The organism is Streptomyces sp. NPDC002054 (genome assembly GCF_040296685.1).
GTDB lineage: Bacteria > Actinomycetota > Actinomycetes > Streptomycetales > Streptomycetaceae > Streptomyces.
This window is the reverse complement of sequence record NZ_JBEOXT010000045.1, coordinates 43182-61334: the sequence shown is the minus strand read 5'-3', so window position 1 is coordinate 61334 and position 18153 is coordinate 43182. Positions and strand designations below refer to the sequence as shown.

Sequence of the window (18153 nt, the reverse complement as noted above, 5' to 3'; positions counted from 1 at the left end):
CGGCGGCAGCACCCACGTCACCGTCGCGGGCGACACCACCGCCGCCGTCACCCTCCCGGACCGCACCGACGGCTACGCGCGCGGAGGAGCGAACCGCCTCGCTTCGCTCGGCGGCGGCCTGCTCCGCAGGCCTATGGCCGGCCCTTCGGGCCGGTGTCCTGCGCTTCGCTCCGGACAGGTTCGGGCTTCCGCTTCGCTCCACCCCGAACGGCCCGCTACGCGGGCCTGAGTGACCCCGTTTCACGGGGTGTGGGCCTGCGGCCCGTTGGACGGGTCCGCTTCGCTCCCCCGCCCGGGGTCCTTCCGGCTCCGCCTCCAGGACCAGCCCGCTCCGCGGGCGCCGGCAGCAAGGGTCTGGCCGGGGCGTGGTCTGTTCGTGCCGCCGTGGGGCGCCTCCGCCCTCAGACCCAGTACCCGCCGCAGTCACAGGGCTGGGGCTCCTCATCCGGTGCCAGGGTCAGCGGACCCAGCCTTGCCACCAGTTCCTCGTCGTTCAGGTGCCCTCCGAACCGGTCCCAGCTCGCGATGAACCGTCCGGGCGTGAGTCCAAGGTCGAAAACCGATGTGAACGTCGAGATCATGCAGAAAGCAATCGCGCCGTCGCGGTCGACCGGATCGCTGATCCGAGCCTCCAGGTCGCCCTTCAGCCAGGTGAGCATCTCCAGCGTGGACGCCCCGCCGATCGCCCTCCGGCGCAGCTCCCGCTCGATCTCCTGCTGTCCAGCGCCCCGGCTCATACCCCACCCTTCGAAGAAACCAGCCCGCAAAGTAATGCTTCAAAACTTGGCTCGGCTTGATACGGGAAATGATGGCATGGTGCACTCCGCGATCCCCGCACAGCAGCCAACCCGCTCAGCTGCGATCTCTCGCCTTCGTGTCAGTGCGCGACCTGCGCGTCTCTCACCAGTCGACAGTGGATAGGCCCCGTTCTCTCACTTCCGTGACAGTCAGAACGAACATCAAAAAGCCCCGCTGACCTGCGCCTGAGTCCCTTCACGGGCAGGTCCGCCACTGTCACCCGCCCCACTGACACGAAGCCGAGAGGTCGAAGGCGGCGTATTGATCAGAAACTCAAAGGGGTCTCGTCCAGGACGTAGCGGACGTGCGGGCCGCCGAATTAGCCGCGGACGATGTGTGGCTGACGCTGGCGCTTATGGAAGAACCTGCGGGTTTCGGCGGCGAGTTCGGCCTGGTTCCTGGCCCGGTGGGTGTGGGGCAGGCTGCGTTTGAGGTCGGCGTTGACCAACTCGTCGGGGTTCAGTTCGGGTGAGTACGAGGGCAGGAAGTGCAGCTCGATCTGGTCCTGGTGGCCGGCGAGCCAGGCCCGGACAGTCTTCGAGCGGTGAGCCGAGTGCCGGTCGACGATCAGGTGGACCTTCCGGTCGAAGTGCCCGACGAGCCGGGCGAGGAAGCGGCACATGACCTTCGCGTCGAAAGACTCGGTGAAGACCATGAAGTGCATCCGGCCGCGGGTGCTGATCGCGGACATCGCGTTCACGGAGAACCGGTTCCGGGTCCGGCGGACGATGGGAGTCGTGCCCTTGGCGCCCCAGGTGCGGCCAGTGATCTGGTCCGAGCGGACCCCGACCTGATCAGCGAAGAGGACCTCGCCGTTCTCCGTCTTCGCCCTGGCCCGGATCGCCGGCCATGTCTCCTCGTGCCAGACCCGGACCGCTTCCGCGTCCTGCTCGACCGCCCGCTTGTCCGGACGCTGGAAGGTCAGCCCCCAACGCTTGAGGTACTTGCCCACCCCGGGCTCGGTGAAGCGGACCCCGTACAGCTTGAAGATCAGCTCGCCTATCTGCCCCCGCGTCCACAGCTGACCCGAAAGTCCCAGGTCAGAGGGGATGTGATCAAGGACAGCCTGTCGAACGGCGGCCTGCTCAGCCTCCGACAGGACCTGGTGCTCACCCACGCGACGGCCTCGTGGGCGGGACAGCAGTGCGTCCCGGCCGCCGGCCTGCCACTTCGCCCACCAGTTGTCCACGGCCTTCACCGACACCTTGAACAGGGCGGCAACCTCCACCCGGTCCCGGCCCTCCACCAGCGCGGACACCGCCAGCAACCGCGCGGCCTCCTGCGCATCCCGCGACCAGGCCCGCGCATCCCCCACCAGATAACTCACACACCGTCAACGAGCGTGAACCCAAAGCGTTTCGGATCAATACAACCCACGCCGCATCCAGAAGCGGCTCGGCTACCTCAGCCCGATCGAGTTCGAGGAGAAGCACTACGCCGACCAGGCAACGACCGAACCAGTGAACCTGAAACCACGCCAACCCGCCCTGACCAGGTAGTCAGCACCTCCCGCACAGCGGGGGAACCTCAAGGGGCGGTCTGACGCAGCGCTGGTGCGTACGGGTGATCAGCGACCACAGCTCGGGATGCGTGGGGCGTGGCGCCTATAACGTGCAGCCATGGAATACACTCCTATGCCCGAGCCTCTGCGCCGTGCGGTCAACCAGCTGGTGTCTGAAGCGGTCGAGCGCTGCCAAGAAGTCATGACCTTTTCCGCTCCGGACGTCGTGCACGACTGGAAGCGGATGACGCTGTACCGGGCCACGGACGCGGCGGACACCATGGTCGGCGTGTCCATGCTGATTGCTGCGTACTGCGAGCACACCGGCATGGCTCCGGAGACACTGCGGGGTTACCTCCAGCTCGGCCAGCAGCACAGCCGCGCCGATGGGCCGCAGGAGGAAGACCGGGCGCACCTGGCGAGTCTTTTGGGGCAGGCGGCGCCCGCCGGCAGTGACGAGCCGGGGGTGCTGTCCGACCGCGGGCGTGTGAGGCGGATGGCTTTGTTCACGGGTCGTGAAGTCTGTTCTTCGTGACTTCGGGGGGCACCCGCCGAGGCGATTGCCGATGTGCACGAGAACGGAAGGCAGCTCGTCACCGGGGACGTTGGGCGGCGTTGGAGCCGCACTGCCGGTCACCTGACTCCGTAGCCAGCGCTTCTGTCCCCCCGGTGGCCCGTTCTTTGAGGACGCCGGACAGCCGACACGATTCCCGGCGGTACCTCGCGATGGGGAAACGAGCAGGTCAGGCGCGTTTTCTTTGTTCCGCTTCGCTGCCCTCGCCGATCGCGCCAGCTCCGTCTTAGACGTCGTTTCATTTGGCGAGGCGGCGGTGGCAGATGAGGGCCGCAGCTATGCCGACAAAGGCGAGGAAGTGTTCTGCCTTGCGTTCGTAACGGCGGTGGAGCCGGCGGCAGCCGGCGAACCAGGACACGGTCCTTTCGACGACCCACCGGTGGCGGCCGAGACGTTGGGAGGACTCGATACCCTTGCGGGCGATGCGGTGGCGGATGCCGCGTCTGCGGAGCCATCGGCGCAGATGGTCGTAGTCGTAGCCCTTGTCTGCGTGGAGCTTGGCGGGGCGTCGCCGACGAGGTCCTCGCCGGGACCGGATCGGTAGGATGCCCCGCACGAGCGGTTCAAGACCGAGGCTGTCGTGCATGTTCGCGCCGGAAATGCCCAGCGAGAGCGGCAGTCCGTTCCGGTCGGTGATCAAGTGGATTTTCGATCCAGGCTTGCCACGGTCGGTCGGATTCGGTCCCGTCAGAGGCCCCCTTTTGCAGCCCTCATGCTGACGGAGTCGATCGCGCAGCGCGACCAGTCCAATTCCCCGCGGGCGCCGAGTTCGTCAAGGATGACGCGGTGGAGCCGGGCCCAGACCCGGGCCCGGCTCCACTGGGCGAAGCGTCGGTAGACCGTTTGCCAGCTCGGGCCGAACACCGGTGGCAGCTGCCGCCAGGTGCAGCCCGAGGTGGCCACGAAGATGATCGCGGCCAATGCTTCGCGGTCACCCGCTCGACGCCGGCCGCCACCCTGCGGACGTATGACCTCCGTCGGCGGTACCACCCGCCGGAACAGCACCCACAACTCGTCCGGCACCAGCCGCTCAGCCAAATCCGTCATGCACGGTTCAACGAACGATCACGCCATAAGAAACGACGTCTTAGGGTGTTCACGAACGTACGCTGTCCAGGCGCTCTGCCTTCTGTGCGCTTGCCGTGCTCACATGTGGATGTAGTTGGTGATGTTGCCGGTGCTGAAGTTGATCAGGCCACCGCAGGCGAGCAGGCAGTATCCGGGGATGGTGCTGGGTGGAGTGGGTGCGGCCGTGACTTCGACAGTCGTGGTGCCGTTGGAGGCATCGCACGTCTCGTTGCCGTTGTAGGCGGCAGTGATCGTGTGCGTGCCGGCGGTGAAGGTGGTGCTGAAGTCGGCCTGGCCGCTGGGGGTCACGGGCACCGTGGCCAGCAGGTTGCCGCCGTCGAAGAACGTCACGCCCAGACCGCCGCCGGGGTCGGATGCGCAGGCGACCGATGCGTGCAGTTGCACCGGCGCGCCCACGGTGGTGGTCTGCGGAGTGGCCGTCACCGTGGTGTTCGACGCCACGGCCGCAGCGGACGATGCCAGCCCCACCACGGCCGCCAGCGCGGCGGTGATGACCAGGTTTCCTCTGCCTCGCGTGATTCTCACCGGTTCAGTTCCTTACGTCGGTGGACGTGGCCCGCAGGGTCGTACGTACTGTGGTGATCTTCACGCTAAGGCGACTTCCCTGCTCCTGTGGGAGGCCGCGCGCAGAGGAACCCGGTTGGACCAGCGGGCCACACCCGCCGGAACGAGGCCGGCGGCGCCTCAGATGCCGGGTGCGGCGACGCGGGTGTAGGTCAGGCCGGCGCTGGAGCCGCCGGGGGTGCTGACGGTCACTGACACCGGACCGGCGGGCCCGGCGGGTGCCGTGGCCGTGATCTGTGTGTCGGAGCTGACCGTGAAGCCGACAACCGTGGCGCCGAAGGTGACTTTTGTCGCGGTGGCCAGATTCGTGCCGGTGAGGGTGACGACCGTGCCGGCGGAAGTCGGTCCACTGACGGGCACGAGGCCGGTGAGTGTGGGAGCGGCGATGTAGGCGAAGGGCACGGGGTTGCTCGTGCCGCCCGGGGTGATCACCGTGATCTGGGTACTTCCCGTACCTGGTGGTGCGGTCGCCGTGATCTGTGTCGATGACACGACGGTGAAGGAGGTGGCGTTCGTGGCGCCGAAGCGGACTGCGCTCGCGTTGAGCAGACTGGACCCGGTCAGCGTCACCACCGTTCCCCCGGACGTCGAGCCCTGGGCCGGGCTGGCATCGGTCAGTACGGGAGGCGCGGCGTAGAAGAAGTAGGCGGCGGCGGAAACGGCACTGGTGCCGCCGGGCGTGGTCACGGTGACCGCGGCGCCGCCGGGGTTTCCGGCCGGCGTCACGGCGGTGATCTGGGTGGCCGAGTTGACGGTGAACGACGCCGCCGGCACACCGGCGAAGCGCACCGCGGTGGCGCCGGTGAACCCGGTCCCGGTGATGGTGACGCTGGTGCCGCCCGATGTCGGACCGTTGTTGGGCGCCACCGCCGTGACCACCGGGACCGCGGCTACGACGTAGGTGAAGGTCACCGCGTTGCTGGTGCCGGTCGGGCTGACGACCGTCACCGCCACCGCGCCCGCGCTGCCGGCGGGCGTGGTGGCGGTGATCTGGGTGGCCGAGTTGACGGTGAACGGGGCAGGGGTGCTGCTGAATCGCACGGAGGTGGCCCCCGTCAGGCCGGTGCCGGTGAGGGTGACGGTGGTGCCTCCGGTGGTGGGGCCTTGGGAGGGGCTGATGGCACTGAGTGTGGGCGGCATGAAGTGCTCCTGCAACGGCCTGGGTTGGGGCCCGGAGTCGGGCACGGCGGTGCCGCCGCCCGGTGGTGAACCGGGCGGCGGCAGGGCGAGTGCTTAGATGCCGGGGCCTGCGACGTAGGTGAAGGCGCCGATGGCCGTGGCCGCGCCAGCCGGGTTGGTGACCACCACGTCCACCGCGCCGGCGGCAGCACCGGGCGGAGTCACCGCCGACAGCGTGGTGGAGTTCACCACGGAGAACGGTGCCACGACGCCGTCGAAGGTGACCGAGCCGGTGGTGTCGAGGTTGGTACCGGTGATCGTCACGGCGGTACCACCGGACGTGGGCCCGGAGGACGGGTTGACCGTGGCCACGGTGGGAACGTCGACGTAGGTGTAGGAGAAACCGTTGTTGGTACCTCCCGCCGTGGTGACGCTCACCCCGACGGAACCCGCCGCCGCACCCGCCGGCACCGTGACGCTGAGCAGGCTGTCGGAGACAACCGTCGGGGTGGCGGGCACCCCGCCGAAGGACACACTGGTCGCGGTCGACAGCCCCACACCGGTGATGGTGATCGTGTTCCCGCCGGCCAGCGGGCCTGACGTCGTCCCCAGCGAGGACTTGAACGGGGCGCCGACGTAGAAGAAGGGAATCGGGTTGCTGGTGCCGCCCGGAGTTGTCACGGTGAGGCCGACCGTGCCGGTACCTGACGGCGATACCGCGGTGACCTGGGTCGGCGAGACGTTGGTGAAGCTGGTGGCCGGCTTGCTGCCGAACTTCACCGCGGTGGTGCCGGAGAGGTTCGTACCGGTGATGGTCACCAGCGTGCCACCGCCGGTCGACCCCTGATTCGGAGAGATGGGCATGGAGGGACTCCTTGCTGTCAGAACAGGGACAGAGGACACAGCCGACCGGTGGGACACCCGGGCGCCGGAGACACGACTGGCTGAGCGTCACCGAAGTGCAAGGTGAGTTCCGGCATTCGGGGAAGCCGCTTGAGGGGAGGGGAGGAGGAGCGGCTCGATCAGGCTGCGGGGTCTCGCGGAGTACTCCTGCACACGCCTAAAGGAAAAAACCGGCAGGCGCCGCCATTACCACGATCCCCCGGATATGGGATGGGCGGCCCACCGGTTGCTGATTCAAGTGACCCATACGGGTGTATCGCCGACAAGATGCCAACTCCATTTGTCACCCGTATGGAGGAGCGCACACCCGGAGAAGGGGCGAGTGTTGGCGAAGGCCCAGTGCGGGCGGAACGTTTCTTCGCGGTCAGGAAGTTTTCGGCTCATCATGTGATGAGCTCGCCCGGGCGCGACTCCCGGTGACCGGGTCCGACAACCGACCAGTCGGTGCCGCATAAGCGACACCGACTGGTGATCCAACCCCCCTCGAGGGGGCCCATCGCGACTCCGGTACGCCAGCGGCTCCCTGACCAGCAGAGAGCCGCAGGCCATATCAAGGCCACGCCCCCCGAGAGGGATGGGCTGCCCACCGGTTGGATACTCAATTGACGCAGGATTGTGGAATGTGCCACAAGCATCTGCTGACATCGTCACCCCAATGGAGGGGCGCGCCGCGGGGCGTATCGGGGGCACCATTGGTGGCTCGGACAGCGGTCGCCGTCGGCGGTCCCGTCCCGGGCCTGGCGTCGCCTTCGGGTCGCGGTCCGGTCAGGCGCCGGAACGGGTGGGGTTCGCCTCTGGTGCCAGGCCCATGAGGGTGGCGAGGGCCGTGGCGAGGGCGGCCACGGTGGGGTGCTGCCAGATGAAGTTCCCGGCGAGACGGACGGGGAGTTCGGTTTCGAGGCGGACGCGTAGTTCAGTGGCCAGCAGCGAGTCAAAGCCGAGGGCCTTGAGAGGGGTCTGCGGATCCAGCGTGGTGCTGCCGGTACGCAGGATGGCGCGGATGTGGTCGCCCAGGTAGGTCTCCAGGGCGCTCTGGCGTGCGATGCCGGCGGGCAGGGTTTCGAGGCGGGCGCGGATGCCGGAGCCGCCGGACTCGGGCTTGTCCGGAGCCGGGAGGTCGTCCGGCGCGAGGAGGGCGAAGAGGCTGGAGGCCGAGCCCGTGCGGGGGATCCAGGTTTGCGGCGGACCGGGGATGACGGCCGTCTGGACCCGTTGGTGGGCCAGCAGGGTGTGCAGGGCCTTGATCCCCTCGCGGGTGGGAATGGTCTCGTAGCCGCGATCGGCGAAATCGGTGGCCTGCCCCGTCTCGCCCCAGGGACCCCAGTTGACGGCCAGTGTGGGCAGGCCGCCACGGGTGCGCCAGGTGGCGAAGGAGTCGAGCCAGGCGTTGGCGGCGGCGTACGTTCCCTGTCCGGCGTTGCCCAGCAGGGAACTCATGGAGGAGTACAGGACGAAGAAGTCCAGGGAGTGTCCGGTCGTGGCCTGGTGGAGGTTCCAGGCACCGGTGACCTTGGGGGCCCACACCCGCTTGATCTGGTAGTCGCGGATGGTGCCCAGGGCGGCGTCGCTGAGGACCATGGCGCAGTGCACGATCCCGCGCAACGGCACATCGCCTTCGGTGGCGGCCTCGACGAGCCGTTCGGCGGTGCCGGGCAGGGAGATGTCGCCGAGGACGATCGTGGTCTGCCCGGGCAGGTCTTTGACGGCGCGTGCGGTCTCGAGAGACGGGGACCCGCGGCCGTTGAGGATGACACGGCCCGCTCCCTGCTCCGCGAGCCAGCGCGCCGTGGCGAGCCCGAGACCGCCCAGGCCGCCGGTGACGATGTAGGCGCCGTCGGGGCGTACGACGGGAGGCCCGTCCGGCAGGACGGCGGTGGTCTCTCCCCCGTCGGGGACGGTGAGCACCATTTTGCCGATGTGCCGGGCGCCGGCCATCAAACGGAAGGCGTCGGCGGCCCGATCGAGCGGATAGGCGGTGCACAGCAGTGGTTTGAGGCGTCCCGCGGTGATGTGGCTCATGACCTCGTGCAGCAGTGTGCCGAACAACTTGGGTTGGCGTTGCTGGAGTTCGATGAGGTCGACGGTGGAGAAGGTGATGTTGTGGCGCAGCGGGGCGAGTTTGAGGGGGGCGTCGGCGAGGATGTCGCGTACGCCGAGTTCGACGAAGCGGCCGAACGGGCGCAGCGTTTCGAGTCCGGCGCGGACGGCGGGGCCGGTGAGGGAGTTGAGGACGACGTCGACGCCCTCGCCGCCGGTCGCCTGGCGGGTCTGTTCGGCGAAGTCCAGGGTGCGGGAGTCCATGACGCAGCGGATGCCGGTGCCGCGCAGGTAGCGTCGTTTCTCCTCGGTGCCGGCGGTGGCCAGGACGTCCGCGCCCAGCAGGCGGGCGACGGCGATGGCGGCCAGGCCGGTGCCGCCGCTGGCCGAGTGGATGAGGACGCGTTCGCCGGGGGCGAGCCGTGCGACGCGGTGGAGGGCGTACCAGGCGGTGAGGAACGCCGTGGGCAGTCCTGCTGCCGCCTCGGTGGTGAGGCCGGGCGGGACGGGGGCGACGGCGGTGGCGGGAACGGTGATGAAGGAGCCGAAGGCGCCGCCTTCGAGCTGGGCGGCGACCACGGTGTCTGCGGCGCGGACGTGGTCCACGCCCGCTCCCACGGCGGTGACCTCGCCCGCGCACTCGAAGCCGATGCGGTACGGGGTGAGAGGCTCTGAACCGAGCATGCCGAGGGTGGTCAGGACGTCGCGGAAGTTGAGCCCCGCGGCCTGGACGCGCACCTCTACCTCTCCCTCGGCGGGGTGACGGCGGCCGGTTGCCGCCAGTTCGAGGCTGTCGGGATCGCCGAGGCGTCCGACGCGCAGGCGGAACCCGTCCTGGCCGTACCGGACGACCCGGGTGGTGCGGGCAGTGTGTTCGGCCGGCGTGACGGGGGCGCGGTCGATGCGTGCCACATATCGGCGGCCGGCGCGCAGTGCGACCTCGTCCTCGGGTGCGTCGGCGAGGAGTTCGGCGGCTAGGGCGCGCAGCCCGTGGGCTCCGGGATCGGCGTCGACGAGGGTGGGGCGCAGGCGCGCGTGCTCGATCGCGAGGACACGTGCCACGCCGCGTACGGTGCTGTGGGCGGGGTGGCCGGTCTCGTCCGCCGTGACGGCGCGGGCGTGCCGGGTGACGGTGTACAGGCGCCATGTTCCGGCGTGGTCTTCGGCGGCCTGAGCGAAGGCGAGCAGTCGCCTGGCGCGTTGTTCCGCGCCGTGGGTGGGATCGCTGTCGTCGGCGGACGGGGTGCCGCACAGCATGACGACGCCGCGCCAGGGTCCCGCTCCGGCGGCCAGGTGGTTGCGGAAGACGTCGGCCAGTGCGGCGAGCCCCTCCGTGCTCAGGGGTGTTTCGCGGACCTCCACGTGGGCGCCGGCGGCCCGGAGGAGTTCTGCCAGGCGTCCGGCTTCGCCGTCTCCCTCGTCCACGACGAGCCACGTGCCGGGCGGTGCCTGCCTGGCGCGGGGACGGGGCTCGTGATGCCATCCGAGTTCCAGGAACCACTGGTCGACGTTGGGGCCGTCGGCGGGTGCGCGGCGGGCGAACCGCGCTCCGTCGAGGGCGAGGACCGGCCGGCCTTCGGCGTCCAGGACACGGACGTGTCCGGCGAGGGTGGTCGCGGTGTTCTCGGTGACCCAGGCGTGCGCGTGGACGGCCTGTGAGGGGTCGCCCAGGATGCGCAGGGCGCCGACCTGGACCGGCAGGATGGGCGCGGGTGCGCTGTCGTGACCGGCTCCGGCGACCAGCAGTTGCAGACACAGGTCGAGCAGGACGGGGTGGGGGCTCAGCGCGTGCTCGGGAGTGCGGGCGGCGGGCGGAAGCTGTACGCGGGCCCAGAAGCTGTCCCGGTGGTTGTTGGTGTGCAGGCTGGTGATGCCGGTGAAGGCCGGGCCGTGTTCGAGGCCGCAGGCACGCAACCCGGCGTAGAGGGCGTCCGGGTCGAGCGGGACGGGGTGCTTGCGGTCGAGGTCCGGGACGGAGGCGGCGCGAGCGGGCTGGGGTGTGAGCACACGGCGGGTGACCGCCGAGGCGTGCAGCTGCCAGGACCCGTCGGGCTGGCGGGAGTGGATCTCTCCGGTGGCCTGCTGGGAGGCGGCAAGGGTGAGCGTGGTGCTGATTTCGGTGTCGTCGGTCAGGCGCAGCAGGTCGTGGAAGGCGATGTCGGTGATCTCGATGTCCGTGGTGTCCGCGTTGAGTGCGGTTCGGGCCGTGGTGTGCAGGAGGGCGCAGAAGGCCGCTCCGGGCAGGACGGCGGTGCCGTGGACGCGGTGGTCGTTGAGCCAGGGCAGATGGTGGGCCGGGGCGGCGGCGCTCCAGGTGTGGCGGATCGGTTCGCCTGGGATCTCGGTGTGCCGGCCGGGCAGGGCTCCCGCGTCGGCCGGCTGCGCGTCGCCCGAGGTCCAGTGGCGGGTGCGGTCGAAGGTGATGGTGGGGGCGTCCGTCAGAAGGCCGCCGTCGTACAGGGGGATCCAGTCGACGGTGCCGCCGTCGCAGTGGACTGCAGCGAGCTGGGTCCGCAGGGTGGTGGTTTCGTCCAGTCCGCGGCGCAGTGAGGGCAGGACCAGTGCGTCCGGGGTCAGTTCGGCCAGGCTGTCCGTGAGGGACTGGGTGATCACGGGATGGGGCGAGATCTCGATGTAGATCTGGTGGCGGTCTTGGGCGGCGGCGGCCACGGCGGAACGGAAGCGGACGGGCTGGCGCAGGTTGTCGCACCAGTAGGCGGCGTCCAGGAGAGGGCTCTGGCGGGGGTCCTCGGTCACGGTGGAGTAGAAGGGGATGCGGGGCGTACGGGGGCGCAGATCGATGAGGTCCTGGTGCAGATCGGGCAGGAGAGGGTCGACGTGGTGGCTGTGGGATGCGACGTCGACCGCGATCGGCTGGGCGAGGATCCCGCGCTTGCCCCATTGGGTGACCAGGCGGGCGATCTGGTCGGCGTCGCCGGAGACGACGGTGGTGCCGGGTGCGGCCAGGACCGCCACTGAGACGGCGCCGGTCCCGGCGTCGGCGAGGTCGGCCTCCACGGTGGCCTGGTCCAGGGCGACGCTGGCCATTGCGCCTGTCCCGGCGATGCGCTCCAGCAGTGCCGAGCGGCGGCAGATGACGCGGACCCCGTCGGCGAGGGTGAGTGCTCCGGCCACGACGGCTGCCGCGACCTCTCCCATGGAGTGCCCGATGACGGCGGCGGGCTGGACGCCGTGTGCCTGCCAGGCCGCGGCCAGGGCGATCTGCAGGGCGAAGAGGACCGGCTGGATTCTCGGGCATCCGGTGAGGGGTTCGTCCGAGCGGATCAGCTCCAGGACGGAGAACGCCGCCTCCTGCTGGATGAGGGTATCGGCCTCGGTCAGGGCTTTCGCGAAGGGTTCGTGGTGTGCGAGGAGCCCGCGGCCCATGCCGGTCCACTGGGAACCCTGGCCGGAGAACACCCATACGGGCTGGTGGGGAGCGGTGACATCGGCCGTGCCTGAGACGAGGGCCGGATGGGGCAGGCCCGCGACGAACAGTCGGAGTGCCTCCAGGGTTTCGGCGCGGGAGCGGGCCACGACCGCGAGGCGTCCGCGTCCGGGGCTGCGGCGCAGGGCCAGGGTGTGGGCGACGTCCCGCAGCGGGACGCGTGCCCCGTCCCCCTCCAGCCAGTCTGCCAGGCGGCCGGCCGCGGCCGGCAGGGCCCGGTGGGATCCGGCGGCGACCAGGATCACCTCGGGCGGTGCGCTCTCCGGCCGGCGTGGGGCGGGCAGGCCGGCGCGGCGGCTGGGCCGCGGGGGCTGCTGGAGGATCACGTGGGCGTTGGTGCCCGAGAAACCGAACGAGGAGACCGCGGCCAGCCTGACCGGCTGTCGCCCTGGCCACTGAGTCGGTTCGACCGGGATGAAGAAGCGGGTGGCGTCCGCGGCGATGGAGGGGTGCCAGCCGGTGAAGTGCAGGTTGGGAGGGATGACCCCCTGCTGCAGGCACAGAACGGTCTTGATCAGTCCGGTGATGCCGGCGGCGGGCTCCAGGTGGCCGAGGTTCGTCTTGACCGAGCCGAGGGCGCACGGGGAGAGGCCGTTGCCGTACACGGCTGCCAGGCTGGTGAACTCGGCCGGGTCGCCGACAGGGGTGCCCGTGCCGTGGGCTTCGATCAGTGAGATCTGCGCCGGGTCGACGCCCGCCTGGGTGAGCGCCGTGCGGTAGAGGGCCTGTTGCGCGGTGGACGACGGGGCGGCGAGGCCGTCGGAGCGGCCGTCCTGGTTCACGGCGGACCCGCGGACGAGGGCGAGAATGCGGTCGCCGTCCTTGCGGGCGTCGGTCAGGCGTTTGAGGACGACGGCACCACAGCCCTCGCCGCGGACGAATCCGTCCGCGGCGGCGTCGAAGGTGTGGCAGCGTCCGGTGGGGGACAGCATGCCCATCCTGGTGAAGGATTGGGTGGTGCGCGGGGTGAGCGTGAGGTTGACGCCGGCGGCCAGCGCGAGATCGCACTCCTCGCGGAGCAGTGCCTGGCAGGCGAGGTGGAAGGCGACCAGGGAGGACGAGCAGGCGGTGTCGAGGGCGATGCTGGGGCCGTGCAGGCCGAGGAGGTAGGAGATGCGGCCTGCGGCCACGCAGTGACCGTTCGTCAGGATGGAGCCTTCGAGTTCCTGGGGCAGACCGACGAGCTGGTCCATGTAGTCGTTGTAGCTCAGACCGGTGTAGACGCCCGTGCGGGAGCCGGCGAGCCGGTCGGGAGGCAGGCCGGCGTGTTCCAGGGCCTCCCAGACGACCTCCAGCAGGAGCCTGTGCTGTGGGTCGAGGACGTCGGCTTCTCTGCCGGAGACGCCGAAGAAGTCCGCGTCGAACCCCGAGACGTCGGTCAGGTACCCGCCCTGCCGGTGCAGGGCTTGGGCGTCGGCTGACGTCCCGGCCGCGGGTGCCGGCGCAGCCCGGCCGGGCGGAGGCTCGCCCACCGCGTCACGGCCCTCCATCAGCAGGTTCCACAAGGCGGCCGGTGAGTCGATGTCTCCGGGAAGCCGGCAGCCCATGCCGATGACGGCGATGGGCCCGTTCGCGGGGCGAGAGGGGTACTTGTCCAGGGCCACCACGGGAGTCTCCTAGTCGTCCATGAGAAAAGCGGGTGCATGTGGTGCGAGGAGCTGGGGGCGTTCGAGGAGAGGGAGGCGTGCCACATGGCCGGCGCGACGATCGGGGCGGGGCGCGCCGGAGCGTGTGCCCGCGGGCGGCAGGTGGCCTTCCGGGGCGGGTCTGCGGGAAACCGCGGGGATGCGGGCGGGACCTCGTGCTCCCGCGGGGCGCCGTCGGCTTCGGATCGGCGACGGCCCGCGAGCAGCTGAGCCGGGCCGGCGGAGGAGGGGCTCAGACTTCGGGGCTCCCCAGCAGGATGGCGCTCTTCAGCCCTCCGACCTGGTAGTTGAAGGTGAAGGCATAGTCGAAGTCGAGGGGCCGCGTAGCCGTCCCCGGAACCGGGTCGAAGGTGAGGTTGTCCGCAGGCTCCTCGCAGTTGGCTGTGGGACACACCTGGCCGTGGTTCATCATCAGCAGGGTCAGGGCCACCCCGAGGACGCCCGCGGGTGCGCCGTTGTGACCGAAGCAGCCTTCCTGGGAGGACATGAGCAGATCACGTGACGCGGGGCCGTACAGCTCCCTGATCGCGTTGGCCTCGAACGTCGTGACCACCACGTTGCCGTCGCTGCCACCGTGGATGTAGGGCACCTGGTCGATCTCCCAGGTGTCGCCGAGGCACCGCCGCACCGCCGACACCAGCGCCCTTCCGGTGTCGTCGCAAGCGAGCGGATTGGCAAGGCCGTCCCGCGTGGTGGCCTGCGAGAGGACCTGGCCGTAGAGGCGGCCGCCCCGTGCGAAGGCGTGTTCGCGGCTCTCCATGACGATGGTCGCGGACCCTTCGCCGTGGTTGATGCAGTCGGCACGCCGGTCGTACGGACGCATCAACGACTCGAACGACGGCAGGAGGGCGGGCATGTCCTGGGACCGCATGGCGTCGTACGTCTGCTGGGCTCCGGACAGCAGACGCTGGATGTTGTGGATGAGGGGGACGCTGAAGACGTCCACCCCGGTCACCACGGCGATGTCGGCCTCACCGTCGGCGATCATGCGCTGGGCGTTGCCGATCTGGAGGGCGGAGGACGCACAGCCGCACGAAACAGTGAAGTTGGCGCCTCTGGAGCGTGTGAGCGCGCCCTGGACCAGGGCCACGTCCGAGGGGGTGACGGACTGCTCCGCCGCGACGAACATCTCCATCGCCTCGGCAACGGGGAGGGTCGCGGGGTCGGCTCTGAGGACGGCGAGGTAGCTGTCGATGTTGGCGTCCACACCCCCGCGGCCGACGAGGACGGCGGCCTCTTCGAGGTCGCGGTGCGCGTCGAGGCCCGCGTCCGTACACGCCTGTACCAGCGATACCAGCCCGAAGCGGTGGGCGTCCGTGTAATGGCGGGAGAAGAAGTCGGGAATACCGGCCACTCGCTCCTCGAACGATTCTTTCGACAGGTTCACGCTGCCGTAGTACACGCCCTTTTTGACAAGGCATGACATTCCTTGGCTGGCCACCTGCCAGAGTTCGTCGGCGGTGAAGACCGGGGACTGGATGCCCGGAAGGCACAGTCCGATTCCGGTGACTACGGCATCTCGCCCCCGTCCCCCGGTCCGCCTGGTCACGAGTCACCCGCAGATGACAATGGATTCTTCATCGAGATTCCTCTTCAGGATCAGCCGGGGGCGGCTAGGATGGGTCACCGTGCCGCAGCGCGGCTCGTTGATCTGCCGGTCCGGTGCATCGGCCTATTCGGCCACATAGGTGCGGCAGCGCCAGTGGTATACCGGCCTCTGCTCACCTTCGACGGGGCAGAAGCCCGAGAACTCGAAATGCTCGTAGGCATTCCCGCACAGGATTTTGACCTTCGGCTCGTCTTCCACGGATTTCACGCTCCAGACCGTGGGAGCCCAGTCCGGCCCTCCGGTAAGCATCACGCTTATCTTTTCCGACATGTCCAGCTCCTGTGTCGAGGTGGCGGTCCGGAGCGAAATGTGCTAACGCCCCGACCTCTACTGTTGTCGGGGCTCGGATTCGCGGGGCGTTCCGCTTTTCCGCCGGCTTGCGGGGAATTTGACTCCTTCATCGGGCCGAAAGGAGTCATACCGGGGAATCAGGCACCGGGAGACCAGGAGAGAGGTCCGGCACAGGGACCGCAAGAATTGGGAAACCAGCACGGTGACCTCGTCATGTGTGGAAAGGAGCCATGACTCGATACGGAAGCCGAATGTCCTGACACCCTGCCTGCGGACCGCGTCCTATGAAGGAAGGGTGAAGGGCGGCGCCGGTGTCTCCACCCGTCGCCAACCGGGCCGGGACATATGGCTCCCGGCGCCTCTACCGGCACACGGGCGGCCTCTCGTCACGCCGCCCGGGCCGGCCTTCCGCCGCCCGGGCCCGCCACCCGCCGCCGACGACGCGGAGAAGACGGGTGGCGGCCTGCGCGCCGAAAGGGGAGACGCGCCGTGGTCCGGCGACGGCGGAGCCGGGCCGTCGCCGGAGTGGAAGGGCAGGCAACCCCGCTCAGGGGTACCCTCCTGCGAACCGTCAGGTCGCGACGGCCAGCGCCTGGGTGAGCGCCGATGCGGTCGCCTGCTCGGCGCTCAGGGCCGATGCCGAGGCACCCAGCAGGTTGTACACGAGCGCGACCGCGTTGCTCGCGGAGGCGGTGAGGATGTTGGAACCCACCACCGGCGGCTGCCCGGCGCAGTCGCCCATCGCCGCGACGAGCGCGGTGGCGGTGGACAGGTTGTAGGTGCGGGCGGCCGCTGTGTTGTTGGCCTGGTCGGCAACGATCGCAGCGTTGTTGGACGTCTGAGCGGACTGCAGGTCGATGACACAGGCCGAGGGGGCCGCGAGGGCGGGAGCCGCCACGGCAAGCGGGGCGAAGCCCACAGCGGCGGCCGCCGCCATAGCGGCGGTAACGGTAGCCGCGGCAAGGCGGGAACGGTTCATGATGAACTCCCTGGAGGTGATGAACGCGCCTGATTTCAAGGGCGGCCGGCGGGAGCGGATCCCCGCTCTGTCCAGAATCTGCTGTGGGAACTGGAACTCGCCCTGATCGTCTGGCACTTCACCTGCTGGGAATGACGAACGGAACGGGTCGCAGACAAATTCCCGGAGATTGGGATGGGCGACCCGCCGGTTCGTCAATCAGTAAGCACCCAAGCTGGACGGCATCTCTAGGGGCGACTCCTCAAATCACCCGATCGGACGCACTGGCAAGCCCCCCACGCCGCAGGTGCAACTACAGAAACACGCCCCTCATATCAGGTGCAGATCCAGCTGCGACACCTCTCGCACACCGTTCGCAACGCGCATGCGGTGCCCGCTCCGTCATGACCTCGGCACTTCCGGGTGGGCGGTGACCTCGCAAGCACCCAACTCCACAACCCCTCACACTCTTGCCGCGCCCGTCAGCACCGACCCCGCAGCCCCATGGACATCCGAAGAAGCAGTGCATCACGCCGGGCTACGCCATCCGAGTGGTAGTCCTTTATGCACTGTTGCGGCCATATGTCAATTCGCTGGATAACGGGTTGTGTCCAACCGGTGGGCCGTCCATCCTCTCCGGGCAACGACTGCCAACCGTCGCGCGTCGCCTCTCGCGGGGTGTGGACTCGATGCACCTTCCACCGAAGACGTGCCTTCCCATGGCATCGGAGTGTGTTCCCGCTCTCGGCTCCGCCGCGCGTGATCGCGCCGACCGCACACGAGCAGCCGGACAGACCACCGCTCTGCGAAGACGCGGTGGTTTCGCCGACTCCCACCCACGAGGCGGATCCGCGACGCCCACCCGAAGGCGAGCAGGGCGGGCCTAAAGTGCCAGGGCGCTCACCCCCGGCCCTCACGCCGGTGAGCGCGCCACCGAGGGCGATGACGCCCACCGACGGGACAGCCCCGTACGCACACGCGACGCGCCCATTGATCGCCGTCACGACCGCATCCGTCGGGGACAGCGGCCGGCCCCGTCGCGCACCGCAGCACCGTCCACACCAGCGCCAGTGATCCCCGGCGCTGGATCACGATCCACCCGGAGTTCGGACCTGGCCTCACCGGCGTGACGGACGCTCCGTGCGCCCCGGCCTCCCCGACCGCCGGAGGCCGGGGTTGTCGCTGTAGTTCCTCACCACCTAAAACACGAGAGGAGCTGGACGTCATGCAGCCGCGCATCTATGTGGTCGACGTCCCGATACACAACACCACCGACCCGGCCCGGCGCGGCCTGCACGTCTTCACTGGCGCCGCCGACTCCCCGGCCGCGGCCCTGCGCCGCGCGCACGAGGTGTACGAGGCCGCGCTCGCCGCGCACACGGCTGGACTGGAGATCCCCGACAAGCAGCCGGACAGCTGGGGAGCACGCGGGCTCAGGCCCGGATGGCATATGGACTGGGCCGCCGCCAAGGCCGGGCTCTGGCACAACCCCGTCAGCTGGACCAGCCGCAGCGACTTCGCGCTGTAGATCCGTCCTGGGACAGGCGCACCACGGCGTTCGAACCAATTCGCCTGCCCAGCCCCCACGTCATTTCCTCAGCTCTCATGCTCGGTGC

The 18153-nt window shown here is 69.5% G+C and carries 13 protein-coding genes; 3 read left to right on the top strand and 10 right to left on the bottom strand.

The features are described from left to right. Nucleotides 1-229: hypothetical protein (locus ABT123_RS32245; protein WP_502971113.1), on the top strand; the 229-nt coding region annotated here is incomplete at its 5' end. Between the two features lie 172 nt (nt 230-401). On the opposite strand, the gene ABT123_RS32240 is transcribed toward ABT123_RS32245, so the two are convergent. Both ABT123_RS32240 and ABT123_RS32235 read right to left on the bottom strand, forming a co-directional pair. Next, nucleotides 402-737: a hypothetical protein gene (locus tag ABT123_RS32240; protein WP_351321180.1), complete on the bottom strand. Its 336-nt coding sequence runs from the start codon at nt 735-737 to the stop codon at nt 402-404. A gap of 380 nt (nt 738-1117) precedes the next feature. Next, a complete protein-coding gene (locus ABT123_RS32235; RefSeq protein WP_351321178.1) occupies nt 1118-2125 on the bottom strand; it encodes an IS630 family transposase in 1008 nt (335 codons plus the stop codon). A 292-nt stretch (nt 2126-2417) separates the two neighbouring features. Here ABT123_RS32235 and ABT123_RS32230 point away from each other — a divergent pair, with 292 nt between their 5' ends. Further along, nucleotides 2418-2834, top strand: a complete 417-nt coding sequence (locus ABT123_RS32230; protein ID WP_351321176.1) for a hypothetical protein — start codon at nt 2418-2420, stop codon at nt 2832-2834. A 277-nt stretch (nt 2835-3111) separates the two neighbouring features. Here ABT123_RS32230 and ABT123_RS32225 read toward each other — a convergent pair. From ABT123_RS32225 to ABT123_RS32190, 8 genes are all read right to left on the bottom strand, one after another. After that, nucleotides 3112-3920 (bottom strand): IS5 family transposase gene (locus ABT123_RS32225; protein WP_351321174.1). Its coding sequence is split into 2 segments (ribosomal slippage): nt 3112-3570 and nt 3573-3920, totalling 807 coding nucleotides; the frame shifts between segments, so codons are not numbered across the junction. A 99-nt stretch (nt 3921-4019) separates the two neighbouring features. Beyond that, on the bottom strand, nt 4020-4487 hold the full coding sequence (locus tag ABT123_RS32220; protein ID WP_351321172.1) for an Ig-like domain-containing protein: 468 nt from the start codon (nt 4485-4487) through the stop codon (nt 4020-4022). Nucleotides 4488-4646: 159 nt separating this feature from the next. Beyond that, the gene (locus ABT123_RS32215; protein WP_351321170.1) at nt 4647-5666 is read right to left on the bottom strand and encodes an IPT/TIG domain-containing protein; all 1020 of its coding nucleotides are present in this window, start codon (nt 5664-5666) and stop codon (nt 4647-4649) included. A 93-nt stretch (nt 5667-5759) separates the two neighbouring features. Beyond that, nucleotides 5760-6509 carry an IPT/TIG domain-containing protein gene (locus ABT123_RS32210; protein WP_351321168.1) on the bottom strand — a complete coding sequence of 250 codons (750 nt, stop codon included), beginning with the start codon at nt 6507-6509 and terminating at the stop codon, nt 5760-5762. A gap of 804 nt (nt 6510-7313) precedes the next feature. Then, entirely contained in the window at nt 7314-13640 is a 6327-nt protein-coding gene (locus ABT123_RS32205) for a type I polyketide synthase (RefSeq protein ID WP_351321166.1), read from the bottom strand. A gap of 271 nt (nt 13641-13911) precedes the next feature. Beyond that, entirely contained in the window at nt 13912-15180 is a 1269-nt protein-coding gene (locus ABT123_RS32200) for a beta-ketoacyl synthase N-terminal-like domain-containing protein (RefSeq protein WP_351321188.1), read from the bottom strand. Between the two features lie 171 nt (nt 15181-15351). Then, nucleotides 15352-15558: a DUF5988 family protein gene (locus tag ABT123_RS32195; protein WP_351321164.1), complete on the bottom strand. Its 207-nt coding sequence runs from the start codon at nt 15556-15558 to the stop codon at nt 15352-15354. 592 nt (nt 15559-16150) lie between these two features. After that, nucleotides 16151-16558, bottom strand: a complete 408-nt coding sequence (locus tag ABT123_RS32190) for a hypothetical protein (protein WP_351321162.1) — start codon at nt 16556-16558, stop codon at nt 16151-16153. Between the two features lie 1204 nt (nt 16559-17762). Here ABT123_RS32190 and ABT123_RS32185 point away from each other — a divergent pair. Continuing rightward, nucleotides 17763-18065, top strand: a complete 303-nt coding sequence (locus ABT123_RS32185; RefSeq protein WP_351321160.1) for a hypothetical protein — start codon at nt 17763-17765, stop codon at nt 18063-18065. Nucleotides 18066-18153: the final 88 nt, after the last annotated feature.

What these genes read in the sequence shown, in the direction of transcription:
- ABT123_RS32240 (WP_351321180.1), bottom strand. Translation starts at nt 737, where the DNA reads ATGAGCCGGGGCGCTGGACAGCAGGAGATCGAGCGGGAGCTGCGCCGG.
- ABT123_RS32190 (WP_351321162.1), bottom strand. Translation starts at nt 16,558, where the DNA reads ATGAACCGTTCCCGCCTTGCCGCGGCTACCGTTACCGCCGCTATGGCG.
- ABT123_RS32230 (WP_351321176.1), top strand. Translation starts at nt 2,418, where the DNA reads ATGGAATACACTCCTATGCCCGAGCCTCTGCGCCGTGCGGTCAACCAG.
- ABT123_RS32195 (WP_351321164.1), bottom strand. Translation starts at nt 15,558, where the DNA reads ATGTCGGAAAAGATAAGCGTGATGCTTACCGGAGGGCCGGACTGGGCT.
- ABT123_RS32210 (WP_351321168.1), bottom strand. Translation starts at nt 6,509, where the DNA reads ATGCCCATCTCTCCGAATCAGGGGTCGACCGGCGGTGGCACGCTGGTG.
- ABT123_RS32185 (WP_351321160.1), top strand. Translation starts at nt 17,763, where the DNA reads ATGCAGCCGCGCATCTATGTGGTCGACGTCCCGATACACAACACCACC.
- ABT123_RS32215 (WP_351321170.1), bottom strand. Translation starts at nt 5,666, where the DNA reads ATGCCGCCCACACTCAGTGCCATCAGCCCCTCCCAAGGCCCCACCACC.